Origin of the sequence: Kitasatospora sp. MY 5-36 (assembly GCF_001182915.1) — a bacterium.
GTDB lineage: Bacteria > Actinomycetota > Actinomycetes > Streptomycetales > Streptomycetaceae > Kitasatospora.
The window spans coordinates 1-17,160 of record NZ_LFVW01000092.1 but is presented as its reverse complement, the minus strand read 5'-3'; the positions used below and the strand labels follow the sequence as shown (position 1 = coordinate 17,160).

General features: G+C 73.0%; 12 protein-coding genes. 7 read left to right on the top strand and 5 right to left on the bottom strand.

Annotation, left to right across the window (positions count from 1 at the left end; genetic code table 11):
- Positions 1-39 precede the first annotated feature (39 nt).
- Entirely contained in the window at positions 40-849 is an 810-nt protein-coding gene (locus AE652_RS07750) for a 2OG-Fe(II) oxygenase (protein ID WP_049650437.1), read from the bottom strand.
- Between the two features lie 454 nt (positions 850-1,303).
- Between AE652_RS07750 and AE652_RS07745 the strand changes: the two genes are divergently transcribed.
- The 3 genes from AE652_RS07745 to AE652_RS07735 all read left to right on the top strand — a co-directional run bounded on the left by AE652_RS07745 (position 1,304) and on the right by AE652_RS07735 (position 4,936).
- Entirely contained in the window at positions 1,304-2,257 is a 954-nt protein-coding gene (locus AE652_RS07745) for a Gfo/Idh/MocA family protein (protein ID WP_049650448.1), read from the top strand.
- 225 nt (positions 2,258-2,482) lie between these two features.
- A complete protein-coding gene (locus tag AE652_RS07740; protein WP_082345453.1) occupies positions 2,483-4,351 on the top strand; it encodes an endonuclease/exonuclease/phosphatase family protein in 1,869 nt (622 codons plus the stop codon).
- A 75-nt stretch (positions 4,352-4,426) separates the two neighbouring features.
- Positions 4,427-4,936 carry a GNAT family N-acetyltransferase gene (locus AE652_RS07735; protein ID WP_049650436.1) on the top strand — a complete coding sequence of 170 codons (510 nt, stop codon included), beginning with the start codon at positions 4,427-4,429 and terminating at the stop codon, positions 4,934-4,936.
- Positions 4,937-4,992: 56 nt separating this feature from the next.
- Here AE652_RS07735 and AE652_RS07730 read toward each other — a convergent pair whose 3' ends face one another.
- The 4 genes from AE652_RS07730 to AE652_RS07715 form a co-directional block, all read right to left on the bottom strand.
- Positions 4,993-7,368: an excinuclease ABC subunit UvrA gene (locus AE652_RS07730; RefSeq protein WP_049650435.1), complete on the bottom strand. Its 2,376-nt coding sequence runs from the start codon at positions 7,366-7,368 to the stop codon at positions 4,993-4,995.
- 227 nt (positions 7,369-7,595) lie between these two features.
- Positions 7,596-8,009, bottom strand: coding sequence for a VOC family protein (locus AE652_RS07725; RefSeq protein ID WP_049650434.1), 414 nt, complete (start codon positions 8,007-8,009; stop codon positions 7,596-7,598).
- A gap of 155 nt (positions 8,010-8,164) precedes the next feature.
- Positions 8,165-9,388 carry a C40 family peptidase gene (locus AE652_RS47295; RefSeq protein ID WP_053112001.1) on the bottom strand — a complete coding sequence of 408 codons (1,224 nt, stop codon included), beginning with the start codon at positions 9,386-9,388 and terminating at the stop codon, positions 8,165-8,167.
- A 192-nt stretch (positions 9,389-9,580) separates the two neighbouring features.
- A complete protein-coding gene (locus AE652_RS07715; RefSeq protein ID WP_049650433.1) occupies positions 9,581-10,831 on the bottom strand; it encodes a cytochrome P450 in 1,251 nt (416 codons plus the stop codon).
- Positions 10,832-11,228: 397 nt separating this feature from the next.
- Here AE652_RS07715 and AE652_RS07710 point away from each other — a divergent pair, with 397 nt between their 5' ends.
- The 4 genes from AE652_RS07710 to AE652_RS07695 all read left to right on the top strand — a co-directional run.
- The gene (locus AE652_RS07710; protein ID WP_199823054.1) at positions 11,229-13,310 is read left to right on the top strand and encodes an AAA family ATPase; all 2,082 of its coding nucleotides are present in this window, start codon (positions 11,229-11,231) and stop codon (positions 13,308-13,310) included.
- 281 nt (positions 13,311-13,591) lie between these two features.
- Entirely contained in the window at positions 13,592-15,229 is a 1,638-nt protein-coding gene (locus AE652_RS07705) for an acyclic terpene utilization AtuA family protein (protein WP_234348281.1), read from the top strand.
- A complete protein-coding gene (locus tag AE652_RS07700; RefSeq protein ID WP_049650431.1) occupies positions 15,226-16,824 on the top strand; it encodes an acyl-CoA carboxylase subunit beta in 1,599 nt (532 codons plus the stop codon). The genes AE652_RS07705 and AE652_RS07700 overlap by 4 nt, the downstream gene beginning before the upstream one ends.
- Before the next feature lie 13 nt (positions 16,825-16,837).
- The coding region (locus AE652_RS07695; protein ID WP_049650430.1) for a biotin carboxylase N-terminal domain-containing protein at positions 16,838-17,160 on the top strand (323 nt) is incomplete at its 3' end.

Here is a 17,160-nt window from a genome sequence, read left to right as displayed (position 1 = left end):
GTGTCGACGGTCGATTCGAAGGCTGTGGCGGGAGCGGCGTCAGCTCCAGTAGACGAGCGGTTCCTTCGGGCCCTTGGTGGCGATGAACGCGGCCGCGCCGACCCGGTGTTCGTCCTCGCCGCTGGTCACCGCGTGCAGCATCCGGGGGCTGAAGATGATCAGGTCGCCGGCCTCGGGGTGGATCACGTGGACCGGGGGCTCCACGGAGTCGGGCTGCAGGCCCTCGACGTCGAGGATCGTCGCGGTCTCCTCCGGGGTCGGCTCGCGCAGCCAGAGGTGCAGGTCGCCGCCCTTCTTCGGGACCTGGAGGTAGACGTTGGCGACCAACTGGTTGAGCACGCCCGCGATTTCGGGGGCGTCGGTCTCCTGGTCGATCGCGTCGTTGTGCGGGTAGAACTTCGAGGTCGAGGGCTGGAAGACGCGGAAGGCGCCGACGAAGCAGGCCCGCTCGCGCAGCCGCAGCAGGTTGGCGCCGGCCGGCCACAGTTCCTGCAGCTCCAGGCGCACCCGGTCGATCGGCGAGAGGTACGGGTGGAACATCGAGCGGACGTCCTCGATGGCCGGCAGGGCGCTGTCGTGGTACTGCTTCGTCAGCTCGGCGTCCCACTTGGTGTCGATGTGCGGCATGTACACCCGTCCGACACTGCTGGTGTACTGCTTGTGGTAGTGCCCGAGCGCCTGGTGGTTGATCGCCTTCTGGGCGACCTGCTCGGCGATCTCGACGGGGTAGTAGCCGCGTACGTGGATCGCGCCGATCTCGCGCTCGGCCAGCTGGAGCAGGGTCCGGGCGGTGAGTTCGGTGGCGATCTCGTTCGTTGCCGACCTGACGACGTGCGCGGTGGCGGTCATGAGCGTGCTCCTGGGAAAGCGACGGGACAGGACTGTGCGCGCGCCTCCGGCGTTCAGCGGGGCGTTGGTGCGGTGGAGGCGTCGGAGGGGCCGCCGGCGGTGCCGTGACGCGTGAGCGGCACGGCGGACACGTCCGGCGGGGGTCTCGGCCGCGAGGACGCGTGGAGCGGCACGAGGAGTGGAACGGGCGGTCGGCCGCGGGGGCGTTCGGAGCCCTGGTTTCCGCCGCGTCCCTCCGTTCCGTGACACCGGGCCCCCGGTGTCAGCGCTCGATCACCGTACCCCAGACAATGTGACAGTACAATGTCATGTTGTCCGAAGGGGCTGTGATCAGCCACTGGTGACGGATGGTCAGCAGTTCACGGACGGGACCGGACGGCGGGCGGTGGCGTGCCCGGGCCGGCCGGTGCGTAAGGTGGGTCCGCCGATGATCGTCCGCATGCCGGGAGGCCTCATGACCAGCACGCCAGCCGCCGACGCCCCGCTCCCGGTCGGGGTGATCGGCCTCGGCGACATCGCCCAGAAGGCCTACCTGCCGGTGCTCACCGCGTTGCCCGGGCTCGACCTGCGGCTGATGACCCGGGACGCGGCCAAGCTCGACCGGCTCGGCGAGACCCACCGGATCGCCCCCGAGCACCGCTTCACCGACCTCGGCGCGCTGATCGGCAGCGGCATCCGCGCCGCCTTCGTGCACGCCGCCACCGACCAGCACGTCCCGATCGTCGAGCAGCTGCTCACCGCCGGGGTGGACGTCTACGTCGACAAGCCGCTCGACTACACCCTGGACGGCGCCCGCCGCCTGGTCGACCTCGCCGACCGCACCGGCCGCTCGCTGATGGTCGGCTTCAACCGCCGCTACGCGCCCGGCTACGCCCAGGCCAAGGAGCGCCCGCGCGACCTGATCGTGCTCCAGAAGAACCGCGAGGGCCTGGCCGAGGCGGCCCGCACCCTGGTGTTCGACGACTTCATCCACGTCGTGGACGTACTGCGGTTCCTGGCCCCCGGCGAGATCGAGCATGTGGACGTCCGCGCCCGCACCCGGGACGGGCTGGTCGAGCACGTGGTGCTCACCCTCGGCGGCGAGGGCTTCACCGCCCTCGGCATCATGAACCGGGTCTCCGGCTCCACCGAGGAGGTGCTGGAGGTCTCCGGCGGCGACTCCAAGCGCGAGGTGCGCAACCTGGCCGAGGTGGTCGACCACCGCGGCCAGCCGACCGTCCGCCGCCGCGGCGACTGGGTGCCGGTGGCCCGTCAGCGCGGCATCGAGCAGTGCGTGCTCGCCTTCCTGGCGGCCGTCCGCGCCGGGCGCACCCTGGACGCCCACGACGCGCTGCGCACCCACGAGCTGTGCGAGCTGGTCGTGGAGCGGATCGAGGCTTCCTGGGAGTCCGCTGGGAGCGGGCTGTGAGAAACCCGGGCTGAGCGGCCGTCACGTCACCCGCGGGGAACCGTCCGTTCACCGCCGGGGTCTTGTCGGGGCATTTTCTACGCGCGTATCTTGAGGGGCGCCGCGGGGGGCGGGAGACCGTCCTCCGCTTCTTCGCCACGCGAGCAGCGCGCGTTCGACGCGCGCCTCCGCCCGGACCGCCGTGCCACGACCGTGCCGCACGACGGAGCTAGGAGCCCTGCCCCGGTGACCACCGCCCCCGCCTCCCGCCCCCGCAGAACCCTGCTGCGCGCCGCCCTGATCCCGGCCACGCTGGCCGCCTCGCTGGTGCTCGTCCCGCTGCCGGTGGCGAACGCCGCCGCGCCCGCTACCCCGGCCCCGACCGAGGCCGGCCCGCTGCGGATCCACGACATCCAGGGCAGCACCCGGATATCCCCGCAGGCCGGCAAGCCCGTCACCGGAGTGCCCGGCATCGTCACCGGCGTGCGCGCGTACGGCAGCGTCAAGGGCTTCTGGCTCCAGGACCCGAACCCCGACGCCGACCCGGCCACCAGCGAGGGCATCTTCGTCTACACCGGCGGCAACCCGACCGTGCAGGTCGGCGACTCGGTGCTGGTGAGCGGCAAGGTCACCGAGTACTACCCGAACTACAGCGGCGGCTCGCAGTCCATCACCGAGATCACCGCCCCCGGCATCACCGTCCTGTCGGTCGGCAACCCGCTGCCCGCCCCGGTGGTCGTGGACACCCGCAACATCCCCGGCACCTACGCCCCGCCGGCCGGCCCGGACGGCTCCATCGACGGCGGCACGCTCCAGCCGGAGAAGTACACCCTCGACTTCTACGAGTCGCTGGAGGGCATGCTCGTCCAGGTCAAGGACGTCCGGGTGGTGCAGGCGACCGACAAGTACAACGAGCTGTGGGTCGCCGCCGACAAGCAGGACCAGCGCAGCAAGCGCGGCGGCCTGCTGTACGAGTCGTACAAGGAGCCCAACGTCGGCCGGCTGATGATCCAGCAGCAGGCCCCGGTGAACCAGCGGCCGTTCCCGGTCGCCAACGTCGGCGACGAGCTGACCGGCGCCACCACCGGCCCGCTGGACTACAACAACTTCGGCGGCTACACCCTGGTCGCCGGCACCATGGGCACCCTGAAGGACAACCACCTCCAGCGCGAGGTCACCGCCCTGGCCGGCGACCGCGAACTCACCCTCGCCACCTACAACGTGGAGAACCTGGCCCCGGGCAACCCGGACGCCAAGTTCGCCGAGCTGGCCCAGGGCGTCGTCACCAACCTGCGCTCGCCCGACATCGTCGCCCTGGAGGAGATCCAGGACAACAACGGCAACAAGAACGACGGCACGGTGGACGCGAGCCAGACCGTCGCCAAGTTCATCGCCGCGATCAAGGCGGCCGGCGGCCCGGCCTACGACTGGCGCTCGGTCGACCCGCAGGACGGCAAGGACGGCGGCGAGCCCGGCGGCAACATCCGCCAGGTCTTCCTGTTCAACCCGCAGCGGGTGTCCTTCACCGACATCCCCGGCGGCAGCGCCACCACCGCCGTCGGCGTGACCGGCACCGGCGCGGGCGCCGCGCTGACCGCCTCGCCCGGCCGGATCGAGCCCAACGACGAGGCCTGGACCAACAGCCGCAAGCCGCTGGTCGGCCAGTTCTCCTTCCGCGGCAAGAAGGTCTTCGTCATCGCCAACCACTTCAACAGCAAGGGCGGCGACCAGGGCATCGACAGCCGCTTCCAGCAGCCGACCCGCAGCTCCGAGGTGCAGCGGATCAAGCAGGCCACCGTCGAGCAGTCCTTCGTCGCCAAGCTGCTGGCCGCCGACAAGGAGGCCAAGGTCGTCTCCCTCGGCGACTTCAACGACTACCAGTTCTCGCCCGCGCTGGCCGCGCTCACCAAGGACGGCGTGCTGCGCGACCTGGTGAACGAGCTGCCGGAGACCGAGCAGTACTCGTACGTCTACCAGGGCAACTCGCAGGTGCTGGACCACATCCTGGTCAGCCCCGAGGTCGGCTACGCCAAGTACGACGTGGTGCACATCAACGCCGAGTTCGCCCAGCAGGCCAGCGACCACGACCCGCAGGTGGTCCGCATCAAGCCGTAGTCCGGGCACCGGTTACGCTGCCTCCGCCGCCGGTGATCACCGGCGGCGGAGGCAGCGCCGTGTGACGGGGAGACGATGGACCACCGGATCGAGCGGATCGGACGCGAGGACTGGCAGCGCCTGCGGAAGGTACGGCTGGCCCAACTCCTCGACACGCCCCTGGCGTTCGGCGAGACCCACGAGTACGCGAGCCACCAGGGCGAGGGCAACTGGCGGGCCCGCTGCAACTGGGTCAACGAGCCCGACAAGCTCGGCCTGGTCGCGGTGGACGCCACGGGGGAGTGGGTCGCCACCATGCTGTCCGTCCCGAACCGGGAGCAGCCCGGCGCGCTCGACCTGATCGGCGTCTGGGTGGACCCGGCGCACCGCGGCCGCGGGCACGGCGTCGCCGACGCCCTGCTGGACGCGGTGCTCGCCTGGGCGCGGGTCCGCGGCGCCGGGCGGATGCTGCTCGGGGTGCACGAGGCCAACCCCCGCGCCGCCGCCTTCTACCTGCGGCGCGGGTTCGTCCACACCGGCGGGTCCACGCCGTACGTGCTGGACCCCTCGGCGCGGATCCTGGAGATGGCCCTCCCGCTGGACTGACCGGCCCGGCGGGAGGGCCCCGGCTCCGCGGAGGCGCGGCCCGGAGTCGGTACGGCTCAGCCCAGGTACCGGGCCAGCGCCTCGCCGGTCAGCGTGGAGCGAGCGGCGACCAGCTCGGCCGGGGTGCCCTCGAAGACCACCCGCCCGCCGTCGTGGCCGGCACCCGGCCCGAGGTCGATGATCCAGTCGGCGTGCGCCATCACCGCCGGGTGGTGCTCGATCACGATGACCGACTTGCCGGACTCGACCAGCCGGTCCAGCAGCCCCAGCAGCTGCTCGACGTCGGCCAGGTGCAGGCCGGTGGTCGGCTCGTCCAGCACGTAGACGCCGCCCTTGTCCGCCATGTGGGTGGCCAGCTTGAGCCGCTGCCGCTCGCCGCCGGAGAGCGTGGTCAGCGGCTGGCCGAGGCTCAGGTAGCCGAGCCCGACGTCGGCCAGCCGCTCCAGGATCCGGTGCGCGGCCGGGAGCTTCGCCTCGCCCGAGCCGAAGAACTCCTCCGCCTCGGTCACCGACATCGCCAGCACTTCGGCGATGTCCCGCCCGCCCAGGTGGTACTCCAGCACCGCCGGCTGGTAGCGCTTGCCCTCGCAGTCCTCGCAGGTGGTGGCCACCCCGGCCATCATCGCCAGGTCGGTGTAGACCACCCCGGCGCCGTTGCAGGTCGGGCAGGCGCCCTCGGAGTTGGCGCTGAACAGGGCCGGCTTCACGCCGTTGGCCTTGGCGAAGGCCTTGCGGACGGGTTCGAGCAGCCCGGTGTAGGTGGCCGGGTTGCTGCGCCGGGAGCCCTTGATCGCCCCCTGGTCGACCGAGACCACGCCCTCGTCGACCGGGATCGAGCCGTGGATCAGCGAGCTCTTGCCGGAGCCCGCCACCCCGGTCACCACCGTGAGCACCCCGAGCGGGACGTCCACGTCCACGTCCCGCAGGTTGTGGGTGCTCGCGCCGCGGATCTCCAGCGCGCCGGTGGGCTTCCGTACGGCCTCGCGCAGCGCCGTCCGGTCGGACAGGTGGCGGCCGGTCACCGTGCCGCCGGCGCGCAGCCCCGCCACGTCGCCCTCGTAGCAGACCGTGCCGCCGGCCGCACCGGCCCCCGGACCGAGGTCGACCACGTGGTCGGCGATCGCGATGGTCTGCGGCTTGTGCTCCACCACCAGCACCGTGTTGCCCTTGTCCCGCAGGCGCAGCAGCAGCCGGTTCATCCGGTCGATGTCGTGCGGGTGCAGGCCGGTGGTGGGCTCGTCGAAGACGTACGTGGTGTCGGTGAGCGAGGAACCGAGGTGGCGGATCATCTTGACCCGCTGGGCCTCGCCGCCGGACAGCGTGCCGGAGGGGCGGTCCAGCGAGAGGTAGCCGAGGCCGATCTCCACGAAGGAGTCGAGGGCCTGCCGGAGCGTGCCGAGCAGCGGCGCCACCGAGGGCTCGTCGAGGTCGCGGACCCAGTCGGCGAGGTCGCTGATCTGCATCGCGCAGGCGTCGGCGATGCTGATCCCGGCGATCTTCGAGGACCGGGCCGCCGCGCTGAGCCGGGTGCCCTCGCAGTCGGGGCAGGCGGTGAAGGTCACGGCCCGCTCCACGAAGGCCCGGATGTGCGGCTGCAGCGCCTCCTTGTCCTTGGAGAGCATCGACTTCTGGATCTTGGGGATCAGGCCCTCGTAGGTGAGGTTGACGCCGTTGACCTTGACCTTGGTCGGCTCCCGGTACAGGAAGTCCTGCATCTCCTTCTTGGTGAACTTGCGGATCGGCTTGTCCGGGTCGAGGAACCCCGAGTTGGCGTAGACGCCGACCGTCCACCAGCTGTCGGTCTTCCAGCCGGGGATGGTGAACGCGCCCTCGGAGATCGACTTGCTGTCGTCGTACAGCTGGCTGAGGTCGATGTCCGAGACGCTGCCGCGGCCCTCGCAGCGCGGGCACATGCCGCCGGTGATGCTGAAGCTGCGCCGCTCCTTGACCGTCCTGCCGCCGCGCTCGACGGTGACGGCGCCGGCGCCGCTGATCGACGGGACGTTGAAGGAGAAGGCCTTGGGGGAGCCGATGTGCGGGGTGCCGAGGCGGCTGAACAGGATGCGCAGCATCGCGTTGGCGTCGGTGGCGGTGCCGACGGTGGAGCGCGGGTCGGCGCCCATCCGCTGCTGGTCGACGATGATCGCGGTGGTCAGGCCCTCGAGGACGTCCACCTCGGGCCGGGCCAGGGTGGGCATGAAGCCCTGGACGAAGGCGCTGTAGGTCTCGTTGATCAGCCGCTGGGACTCGGCGGCGACGGTGTCGAAGACCAGCGAGCTCTTGCCCGAGCCGGACACCCCGGTGAACACCGTCAGCCGGCGCTTGGGGATGTCGATGCTGACGTCCTTGAGGTTGTTCTCGCGCGCGCCGTGCACGCGGATCAGGTCGTGGCTGTCGGCGACGTGCGGCTGCGCGTCCGTCCGCTTGGGCATCGTTCTCTTCGCTCCCTGGCTCTCGGCGGTCTCTCGGGGTCTCTCGGGGTCTCTCCCGGGGGAGGGGCCGGCGGGCCCGCCCCGCGGCCGCCGTCGGTGTGCTCGAACCCTTCGATCCAACCATCGATCCGGCCGGGATCGAACGGCTTTCGGGTGCGGCCGACGGCGGGGAGGGACGGGCCCCGGCGCCCTCGGGCCGGGCCGGGCTTGTCCCGGCCCAGCCCGGCTCAGCTGAGCTCGTTGAAGCGGACCATGGTGCCCGCCGGGTCGCGGAACGCGCAGTCGCGGACGCCGTACGGCTGGGTGGTCGGCTCCTGGACCAGCTCGGCGCCGCCGGACTTCAGCCGGTCGAAGACGCCGTCCAGGTCGCGGGTGCCCAGGACGACCCGGGCGTAGGTGCCCTTGGCCATCATCTCGGTGATGGTCCGCTGCTCCTCCTCGGTGCGGCCCGGGTCGGCGGAGGCCGGCTCCAGCACCAGGGAGACGTCCGGCTGGCCGGCCGGGCCGACGGTGATCCAGCGCATCGGGCCGCCGCCGACGTCGCTGCGCACCTCGAAGCCGAGCAGGTCGCGGTAGAAGGCGAGGGAGGCCTCGGGGTCGGTGTGCGGGAGGAAGGTCCAGTGAATGGTGAGGTCGCTCATGACTGCAACGCTAGGCGCGCACCCCGGGCGCGCGCTTCTCGAATCCTGATCGCTTCCCGTCCCTCCCCGCGGCGCTCCTCGGGGCGCTCCTCGGGGAGGAACGACCGTGCCGGCCGCCTCGGGGGAGACGGCCGGCATGGGGCGGAGCACGGTTCCTAGCAGTCGGGGATGGTCGTGCCGTTGTTGTCCTTGGCGGTGTCGTTGCCCCAGCGGGAGAGGTAGAACGCGGACACCCACTGGCCGGCGGGGCCCCCGTCGGCGTCGGTCTTCCGCCACCAGTGGTTGACGCTGCCGCCGTTGGAGACCTCACGGCCCCAGGCCTTGCAGTAGACGTAGTTCGTCCCCTGGTTCAGCGTCCCGGTGGCGTTGGTGGAGGTCGGCGAGGAGTAGACGCGCGCGCTCGCGAAGGTGTCCACCCAGTACTTGCCGGTGGCGGGCGGGGTGCCGCCGCCGGGGCAGGTGGGGATGGTCGTGCCGTTGTTGTCCTTGGCGGTGTCGTTGCCCCAGCGGGACAGGTAGAACGCGGACACCCACTGGCCGCCGGGGCCGGAGTCCGGGTCGGTCTTCAGCCACCAGTGGTTGAAGGCGCTGCCGTTGGAGACCTCGCGGCCCCAGGCCTTGCAGTAGACGTAGTTCGTGCCCTGGTACAGCGTCCCGGTGCTGGTGGTGGAGGTCGGGGAGCCGTACACCGGCGCGTTGGCGAGGGTCTCCACCCAGTACTGGCCGCTGTTCGACGGGGGCGTGGTCGGCGGCGGGGTGGTGGAGCCGGGGCCGTACAGCCGGATGGCGCCGTAGTAGTCGCCGTGCGAGGAGAGCGTCGCCACCTGGACGTAGCCGCCGGAGTAGGGGGCCTCGACTATCCAGCCCTGCCCGAGGTACATCGCGACGTGGTGGATGGTGGAGGCGGTGTTGCCGAAGTACACCAGGTCGCCGGGGAGCAGCGGTGCGGTCCCGTCCGCCCGGTAGTAGCGGGCGACGGCGCGGGAGGTCGGCCACTGGGTCCGGGTGGTGCCGTTGATGACGTCGTCGCCGACCGCCAGGTCGTAGGCGTAGCGGACCATGCCGGAGCAGTCCAGGCCGCGGACGTTGCAGTCGTTGGGGGCGCCGTTGGCGGGGTCGCAGAGGCCGTACGTCGGGCCGGGCTGCGAGCCGTGGCCGCCGCCCCACGAGTACGGGGTGCCGATCAGCCCGCAGGCGGAGCGGACGGCGGCGGTCGCCTGCGGCGCCGCACCGGTGGAGAGCACCCCGCAGGCGGGCGCCGCCTCGGCCGCCCCGGCACCGGCGAAGAACACTCCGACCGACACCAGCAGCGACAGCAGGGCCGCCCACCGCAGCGGGGCGACCAGCCACCGCGACAGAACGTTTACGCGCGTAGTCATGGTCGCGAATACTTCCGGAGCCGCTGACTCCGGGTCAATGGTCCTGTCCCCCATACCTCCTGTGGTCCGCACACTTGCCGGTGTGCAGGTCACGGGCACGACTACCGGCAACAAGGGGGCAGCCCGGCGCGGACGTGCCGCAGCGGCCGCCGGGCCGGGCTGCTCGCCCCCGGGTGGCACCGGGGCGGGCCGTCACACCCCGGCGGCCAGGGCGGGCGTCGGGACGACCCAGAGCTCGGCGGGGCCGTTGATGATGGCGGACTCCAGCCGGGGCGGCGTCGGACGGGACGGGTCCAGGGCGCTGTCGGGGTAGGCGCCGAACAGGCCCTCCAGGGCCACCTCGGTCTCCAGTCGGGCGAGGGGCGCGCCGAGGCAGAAGTGCGGGCCGTAGCCGAAGGCCAGGTGCTCCTTGTCGGGGCGCGTCGGGTCGAAGTCGTCCGGCCGCTCCGGGTGGACCTCCGGGTCCCGGCCGGCCGCGCCGAAGCCGAGCAGGATCGGCTCGCCCCGCCGGATGACCACGCCCTCGCCCAGGTCGACGTCCTCCAGCGGGTAGCGGAGCGGGAGGTGCATCGCCGGGCTCTCGTAGCGCAGGGTCTCCTCGACGACGGCTTCCCAGCCGAGGGTGCCCGCGCGGACCCCGGCCAGGTGGCGGGGGTGGGCGAGGAGGGCCTGGACGGCGCTGGTGATGAGGTTGACCGCGGTCTCGTACCCGGCGCCGAGCATCAGGAAGAGGATGTCGCGGGACTCCTCCTCGCTGCGGCCGGTCCCGTCGCCGGTGTCGACGGCCGCCACGTCGCTGGCGAGGTCCGGGCCGGGGTCGCGCCGCTTGAGCGCCAGCAGCTCGGTCAGCACCACGTTGATCTCCGCGCGGGAGCGCGTCATCTGCTCGTTCGTGGCCGTCGTCGTCAGCAGGGTGTCCATCGCCGTGCCGATGGGCGGCCGCATGTCGGCGGGGACGCCGAAGAGGTCGCAGATCACCGTCATGGTCAGCGGACGCGAGAGGGCGTGGCGGAGGTCCACGGCCTCGCCGGGGCCGAGCGTACGGAACGCGCCGACCAGGGTGGCGGTGGTCTTCTCGATGCCGGGCCGCAGCGCGGACACCCGGCGGGGCGCGAACGAGGGCGCCATCCGGCGCCGGGCCGAGCGGTGTTCGCCGCCGTAGAGGTTGAAGAAGTTCTGCTGGAACGCGATCGGCCCCATCGGCCAGCCCTCGGGCACCGAGGCCAGGCCGGGCCAGTGCCTGCGCGGGTCGCGGGAGATCCGCGGATCGCCGGTGAGGGCGCGGATCACCGAGCTGCGGGTGACGGACCAGGCGATGATGCCGCCGGGGAGTTCGACCCGCACGGCGGGTCCGGCGGAGCGGAGCTCGGCGTTCTGCCGGTGCGGGTCCCGGGCGGGCATGTCCAGCACCGGGCAGCGGCTGACGTCTGGATCTGGAGCCATGGTGTTGCTCCTCAGGATCTCTCGGGGTGCCCCGGGCGGGCCGCGCCGGGGCACGGTCCACCGTCTCCGGGGCCTGTGCTCCGTTGTAGAGGGGTACGGCGCGGCCGTCAACGGGGCCGCGGCCCGTCCGTGGCGTTCGGCGCCGGTCGCCGCGCCGGGTCTTTCCCCTTTTCCCGAGCACGGCACGACATCACCGGCGCCTGGGGCGGGCCCGCCCATAAGGCATACGGGCATCGGGAACGCAAATCGGCGATATGCGGAACGGCGGAATGCGTAATGCGCCGTACGGTCGGCCGTCCTGGAATCGGCGGTAAGGCCATGGCTTCACCAGGTAAGTCAAGACTTACCTTCGAGGGGCTTTGACCGTATGGTGTGGCTCGAATCGAAGGAGTCCCCCATGTCGAATACGAATGATCCCGTTGTGCGCGCGGTTGCGTCGGAACGGGATTATGTGTCCTCCCTGTATGAATTCCTCACCGAGCGGCTTTCCGAGGCGCGAATGCACCGGGCGGGTCTGCTGAAGGCCCCGGCGGAAAGCGCGGGTGAGGCGTACGAGAGGGAAATCGCCGCCGATCGGCTGGCCAGGGAAATCGGTCGGCTGGCGGGCGCCGAAAAGGGCCTGGTATTCGGGCGGATCGACTGGGCGGACGGCACGGCCCTGCGCATCGGGCGGATCGGACTGCACCGGGAGGAGGACGACCTGCCCCTGCTGGTGGACTGGCGTGCGAACGCGGCGCGGCCGTTCTACGAGGCGACACCGGTCCACCCGATGGGCCTGCGGCGGCGCCGGCACCTGCGCCTGGAGGAGCGCACGGTCGTCTCGGTGAGCGACGAACTGCTGGACGGCAGCGCCCCGACCGAGGAGGACGTCGTGGGGGACGGCCCGCTGACCGAGGCGCTGTCGGCCCGGCGCACGGGCCGGATGGAGGCGGCCGTCGCCACGCTGCAGGCCGAGCAGGACGAGGTGGTCCGCTCCGCCCACCGCGGGGTGACCGTGGTGCAGGGCGGGCCCGGCACCGGAAAGACGGTGGTCGCCCTGCACCGGGCGGCCTACGTCCTGTACGCGTTCCCGCGCGCCGCCGAGGAGGGCGTCCTGGTGGTGGGCCCGAACGCCCGGTTCCTCGACTACATCTCCCAGGTCCTGCCCTCGCTCGGCGAGAACGACGTCGTCCTGGCGACCTGCCGGGAACTGGCCGGAGTGTCGCCGGCCGCAGCGGACCGGTTCGACACGGCGCGGCTCAAGGGCGGCGCCGAGCTCGCCGACGCCCTGGCCGGCCTGCTGCGCGCCTACCAGGCCCCCGCCGGCGACTTCACCGTGCGGGTCGGACGGGAGCCGGTCCACCTGTCCGACGAGGAGGTCGCCACGGCACGCGACGCCGCCGCGGCGGCCGTACCGGGGCACAACCCCGCGCGCCAGGTGTTCAAGGAACTCCTGGTCGACGCCGTCACCGACGCGATGCAACGGGACATGGGCGACGTCCTGGAGCAGATCGACGCGGACACCGTCGCGATGACGGGCCTGGACCTCGACCGGTTCACGGGGGCCGGCCGGCACCGCGGCGAGGGCGCGGCCGACACGGGTCCGGCGCACGAGCTGGACCTGGACGCCCTCCGGGCCGATCTCCTCGCCGACGCCGGCCTCGACCGGGCGGTCGAGGCGCTGTGGCCGCGGCTGGCACCCGGCGACCTGGTGCGGGCGCTGCTGACGGACGCCGACGCCCTCGCCGAGCAGCTGCCCCGCCTGACCGCGCCGGAGCGGTCCCTGCTGCTGCGCGGTCCGGACGCCCCGTGGACCGACGCCGACGTGCCGCTGCTGGACGAGGCGGCGAGCCTGGTCGACGGCCCCCCGGAGCGGACGTACGGGCACGTCGTCGTCGACGAGGCGCAGGAACTGACCGCCATGCAGTGGCGGATGATCGTCCGCCGCTGCCCGGCGCGGGCGATGACGCTGGTCGGCGACTTCGCCCAGGCGGGCCCGGTCGCGACGGCGCGCGACTGGAAGGAGGCGCTGGCCCCCCACGTCGGACCGCGGTTCAGGCTGCACGACCTGACCGTCAGCTACCGCACCACGCAGGAGATCCTGGAGAGCGTCCGGGGCCTGCTCGCGCGGATCGCCCCGGAGCAGAAGCCCACCCGGTCGCTGCGCGGCGGTGAGAGCCCCCGCACCGTGACCACGCCCCCGGACGGGTTGGCCGCCGCCGTCCTCCGGGAACTCCAGGCCCAGAGCGCCGCGCACCCGGGCGAGCTGCTGGGAGTGGTCTGCGCGGACACCAGGGTGGGCGAGCTGACGGCCCGGGGCGTCGCCCACCACGCGCGCGTCGTGCCGGCCTCCGAGGCGCGCGGCCTGGAGTTCGACGGGGTCCTCGTCGTGGACCCGGAGGAGATCACCGCCGCCCGCCCGGGCGGGGAGCGGGACCTGTACGTGGCCCTGACCAGGGCCACCAAGCGCCTCTGCACGATCACCGTCCAGCCCGCCTGACGCGCCCCGGTGCCGGCGCCCGCGCCCGCGCCGCCGCCGCGGGCGCACCCGGCGCGGGACGGACACCGGGGCGCGGCGTGGGCGGGGTACACCGGATCGCAGAAAACAAGCAAGCGTGATTGCTTTTTTCTGCGGGCGGTGCCACGCTGCTGGCGGTGGCGCCTCTCGAAGGGTGCGCCCAACTCACCGGCAGGGGAGGCGCATTGGTGCGCGACGGCGCGGTACTGCGGATCGGCAACGCCTCGGGGTTCTACGGGGACCGCTTCGCCGCGGTGCGGGAGATGCTCACCGGCGGGCCGCTGGACGTGCTCACCGGGGACTACCTGGCCGAGCTGACCATGCTGATCCTCGCCCGGGACCGGCTGAAGGACCCGTCGCTGGGCTACGCCCGGACCTTCCTGCGCCAGATGGAGGAGTGCCTCGGCCTGGCCCGCGAGCGCGACGTGAGGATCGTGGTCAACGCGGGCGGCCTCAACCCGGCCCGGCTCGCCGAGGAGCTGCGCGGGCTGGCCCGGCGGCTCGGCGTCGAGGCGGCCGTCGCCCACGTCGAGGGCGACGACCTGCTCCCGCGCCGGGCCGAACTCGGCCTGCCGGAAGGCCTGTTGGCCGCCAACGCCTACCTCGGCGGGTTCGGCATCGCCGCCTGCCTGAGCGGCGGCGCCGACGTGGTGGTGACCGGCCGGGTGACGGACGCGGCGCTGGTCGCCGGCCCCGGGATCGCCCGCTTCGGCTGGACCCCGGAGGACCTGGACGCCCTGGCCGGCGCCGTGGTGGCCGGGCACGTCCTGGAGTGCGGCGCCCAGGCGACCGGCGGCAACTACGCCTTCTTCCACGAGCACGACGTGACCCGCCCCGGCTTCCCGCTGGCCGAACTGCGCGCCGACGGCTCCAGCGTGATCACCAAGCACCCGGGCACCGGCGGCGCCGTCACCACCGGCACCGTCACCGCCCAACTCCTGTACGAGACCGGCGGACCGCGCTACCTCGGCCCGGACGTCACGGCCCGGCTGGACACCGTGCGGCTCACCGAGGAGGGGCCGGACCGGGTCCGGATCGACGGCGTGCGCGGCGAGGCCCCGCCGCCCACCCTGAAGGCGGGCCTCAACCGGCTCGGCGGCCACCTCAACGAGGTGGTGTACGTCCTCACCGGCCTGGACATCGAGGCCAAGGCCGCCCTGGTGCGGCGGCAGTTCGCCGACGCGCTGCCGCCCGCCGCCCGTCCCGCCGAGCTGCGCTGGACCCTCGTCCGCACCGACCACCCGGACGCCGCCACCGAGGAGACCGCCTCCGCGCTGCTGCGGCTGACCGCCCGGGACCAGGACCCGGCCAAGGTCGGGCGCCAACTAGGCAAGGCCGCGGTCGAATCGGGGCTGTCCGGGTACCCGGGCTTCCACCTCACAGCCCCGCCCGGACCGGGCACGCCGTACGGGGTGTTCAGCGCCGTGTCCGTCGACCCGAAGGCCGTCGAGCACACCGCCGTCCTGCCGGACGGCCGCCGGATCGCCGTTCCGCCGGCGCCCGTCACCGGCCACGCGGCCCAACCCGACCGGCCCGAAGCCGAGTTGCCCGAACCGCTCCCCGAGGGCCCGGCCCGGCGGGCCCCGCTCGGCCTGGTGGCCGGCGCCCGCAGCGGCGACAAGGGCGGGGACGCCAACCTCGGCGTCTGGGCCCGCTCGGAGGACGGCTGGCGCTGGCTGGCGCACGTCCTCACCGTGGAGAAGCTGCGCGAACTCCTGCCCGAGACCGAGGAGTTGCCCGTCACCCGGTGCCTGCTGCCGAACCTGCGGGCGGTCAACTTCACCCTCACCGGCCTGCTCGGCGAGGGCGTCGCCGCCCGGCACCGCTTCGACCCGCAGGCCAAGGCCCTCGGGGAGTGGCTGCGCGCCCGCCGCCTCGACATCCCGGAGGTCCTGCTGTGACCGTCCTGCCCACCCGCGTCGACCCGGCCGGGCCCGAGTACGCCGGGCACCGCGCCGCGATGGTCGCCAAGCTCGCCGAGCTCGACGCCGAGCACGCCAAGGCGCTGGCGGGCGGCGGCCCCCGGTACGTGGAGCGCCATCGCGGGCGCGGCAAGCTGCTGGCCCGCGAGCGGATCGAGCTGCTGGTCGACCCGGACTCCCCGTTCCTGGAGCTGTCCCCGCTGGCCGCCTGGGGGAGCGACTACCCGGTGGGCGCGGCCCTGGTCACCGGCATCGGGGTGGTCGAGGGCGTCGAGTGCGTGATCACCGCCAACGACCCGACGGTGCGCGGCGGCGCCAGCAACCCCTGGACCCTCCGCAAGGCCCTGCGGGCCAACGAGATCGCGCTGGAGAACCGCCTCCCGCTGGTCAACCTGGTCGAGTCCGGCGGCGCCGACCTGCCCAGCCAGAAGGAGATCTTCATCCCCGGCGGCGCCCTGTTCCGCGACCTCACCCGGCTCTCCGCCGCCGGAATCCCCACCGTGGCCGTGGTGTTCGGCAACTCGACGGCCGGCGGCGCCTACGTGCCCGGCATGTCCGACCACACCGTGCTGGTCAAGGAGCGCGCCAAGGTCTTCCTCGGCGGCCCGCCGCTGGTGCGGATGGCCACCGGCGAGGAGGCCGACGACGAGTCGCTCGGCGGCGCCGAGATGCACGCCCGGGTCTCCGGGCTGGCCGACCACGTCGCGGCGGACGAGGCGGACGCGCTGCGGATCGCCCGCCGGATCGTCGCCCGGCTCGACCACCGCAAGCCCGGCCCCGGCCCGGACCGGGGCGCCGAGCCGCCCAGGTACGACGAGGAGGAGCTGCTGGGCATCGTCCCGGGCGACCTCAAGGTGCCCTTCGACCCGCGCGAGGTGATCGCCCGGATCGTCGACGGCTCCGACTTCGACGAGTTCAAGCCGCTCTACGGCACCAGCCTGGCCACCGGCTGGGCGCGCCTGCACGGCTACCCGGTCGGCGTCCTGGCCAACGCCCAGGGCGTGCTGTTCAGCCAGGAGTCCCAGAAGGCCGCCCAGTTCATCCAGCTGGCGAACCGGCGGAACACCCCGCTGCTGTTCCTGCACAACACCACCGGCTACATGGTCGGCAAGGACTACGAGCAGGGCGGCATCATCAAGCACGGCGCGATGATGATCAACGCCGTGGCCAACTCCACCGTCCCGCACCTGTCCGTGCTGATGGGCGCCTCCTACGGGGCCGGCCACTACGGCATGTGCGGCCGGGCGTACGAACCGCGCTTCCTCTTCTCCTGGCCGAGCGCCAAGTCCGCCGTGATGGGCCCGCAGCAGCTCGCCGGGGTGCTGTCGATCGTCGCCCGGCAGTCGGCCGCGGCGAAGGGCCGGCCGTACGACGAGGACGCGGACGCGGCGATCCGGGCGATGGTCGAGCAGCAGATCGAGGCCGAGTCCCTGCCGGTGTTCCTGTCCGGCCGGCTCTACGACGACGGCGTCATCGACCCGCGTGACACCCGTACGGTGCTCGGCCTCTGCCTGTCCGCGATCCACAACGCCCCGGTCGAGGGCGCGCGTGGCTACGGCGTCTTCCGGATGTGAGGGACCCCAGACGATGATCACCAACCTGCTGGTCGCCAACCGGGGCGAGATCGCCCGCCGGGTCTTCCGGACCTGCCGGGAACTCGGCATCGCGACCACCGCCGTCCACTCCGACCCGGACGCCGGCGCCCCGCACGTGCGCGAGGCCGACGCCGCCGTCCGGCTGCCCGGCGCCGCGCCCGCCGACACCTACCTCCGCGCCGACCTGCTCGTCCGGGCCGCGCTCGCCGCCGGGGCCGACGCCGTCCACCCCGGGTACGGATTCCTCTCCGAGAACGCCGACTTCGCGCGGGCCGTGCTGGACGCGGGCCTGGCCTGGATCGGCCCGCCGCCCGC

Coding starts and splice junctions, on each gene's coding strand:
- AE652_RS07750 (WP_049650437.1), bottom strand. CDS start 849: ATGACCGCCACCGCGCACGTCGTCAGGTCGGCAACGAACGAGATCGCC.
- AE652_RS07745 (WP_049650448.1), top strand. CDS start 1,304: ATGACCAGCACGCCAGCCGCCGACGCCCCGCTCCCGGTCGGGGTGATC.
- AE652_RS07735 (WP_049650436.1), top strand. CDS start 4,427: ATGGACCACCGGATCGAGCGGATCGGACGCGAGGACTGGCAGCGCCTG.
- AE652_RS07730 (WP_049650435.1), bottom strand. CDS start 7,368: ATGCCCAAGCGGACGGACGCGCAGCCGCACGTCGCCGACAGCCACGAC.
- AE652_RS07725 (WP_049650434.1), bottom strand. CDS start 8,009: ATGAGCGACCTCACCATTCACTGGACCTTCCTCCCGCACACCGACCCC.
- AE652_RS47295 (WP_053112001.1), bottom strand. CDS start 9,388: ATGACTACGCGCGTAAACGTTCTGTCGCGGTGGCTGGTCGCCCCGCTG.
- AE652_RS07715 (WP_049650433.1), bottom strand. CDS start 10,831: ATGGCTCCAGATCCAGACGTCAGCCGCTGCCCGGTGCTGGACATGCCC.
- AE652_RS07710 (WP_199823054.1), top strand. CDS start 11,229: ATGTCGAATACGAATGATCCCGTTGTGCGCGCGGTTGCGTCGGAACGG.
- AE652_RS07705 (WP_234348281.1), top strand. CDS start 13,592: ATGCTCACCGGCGGGCCGCTGGACGTGCTCACCGGGGACTACCTGGCC.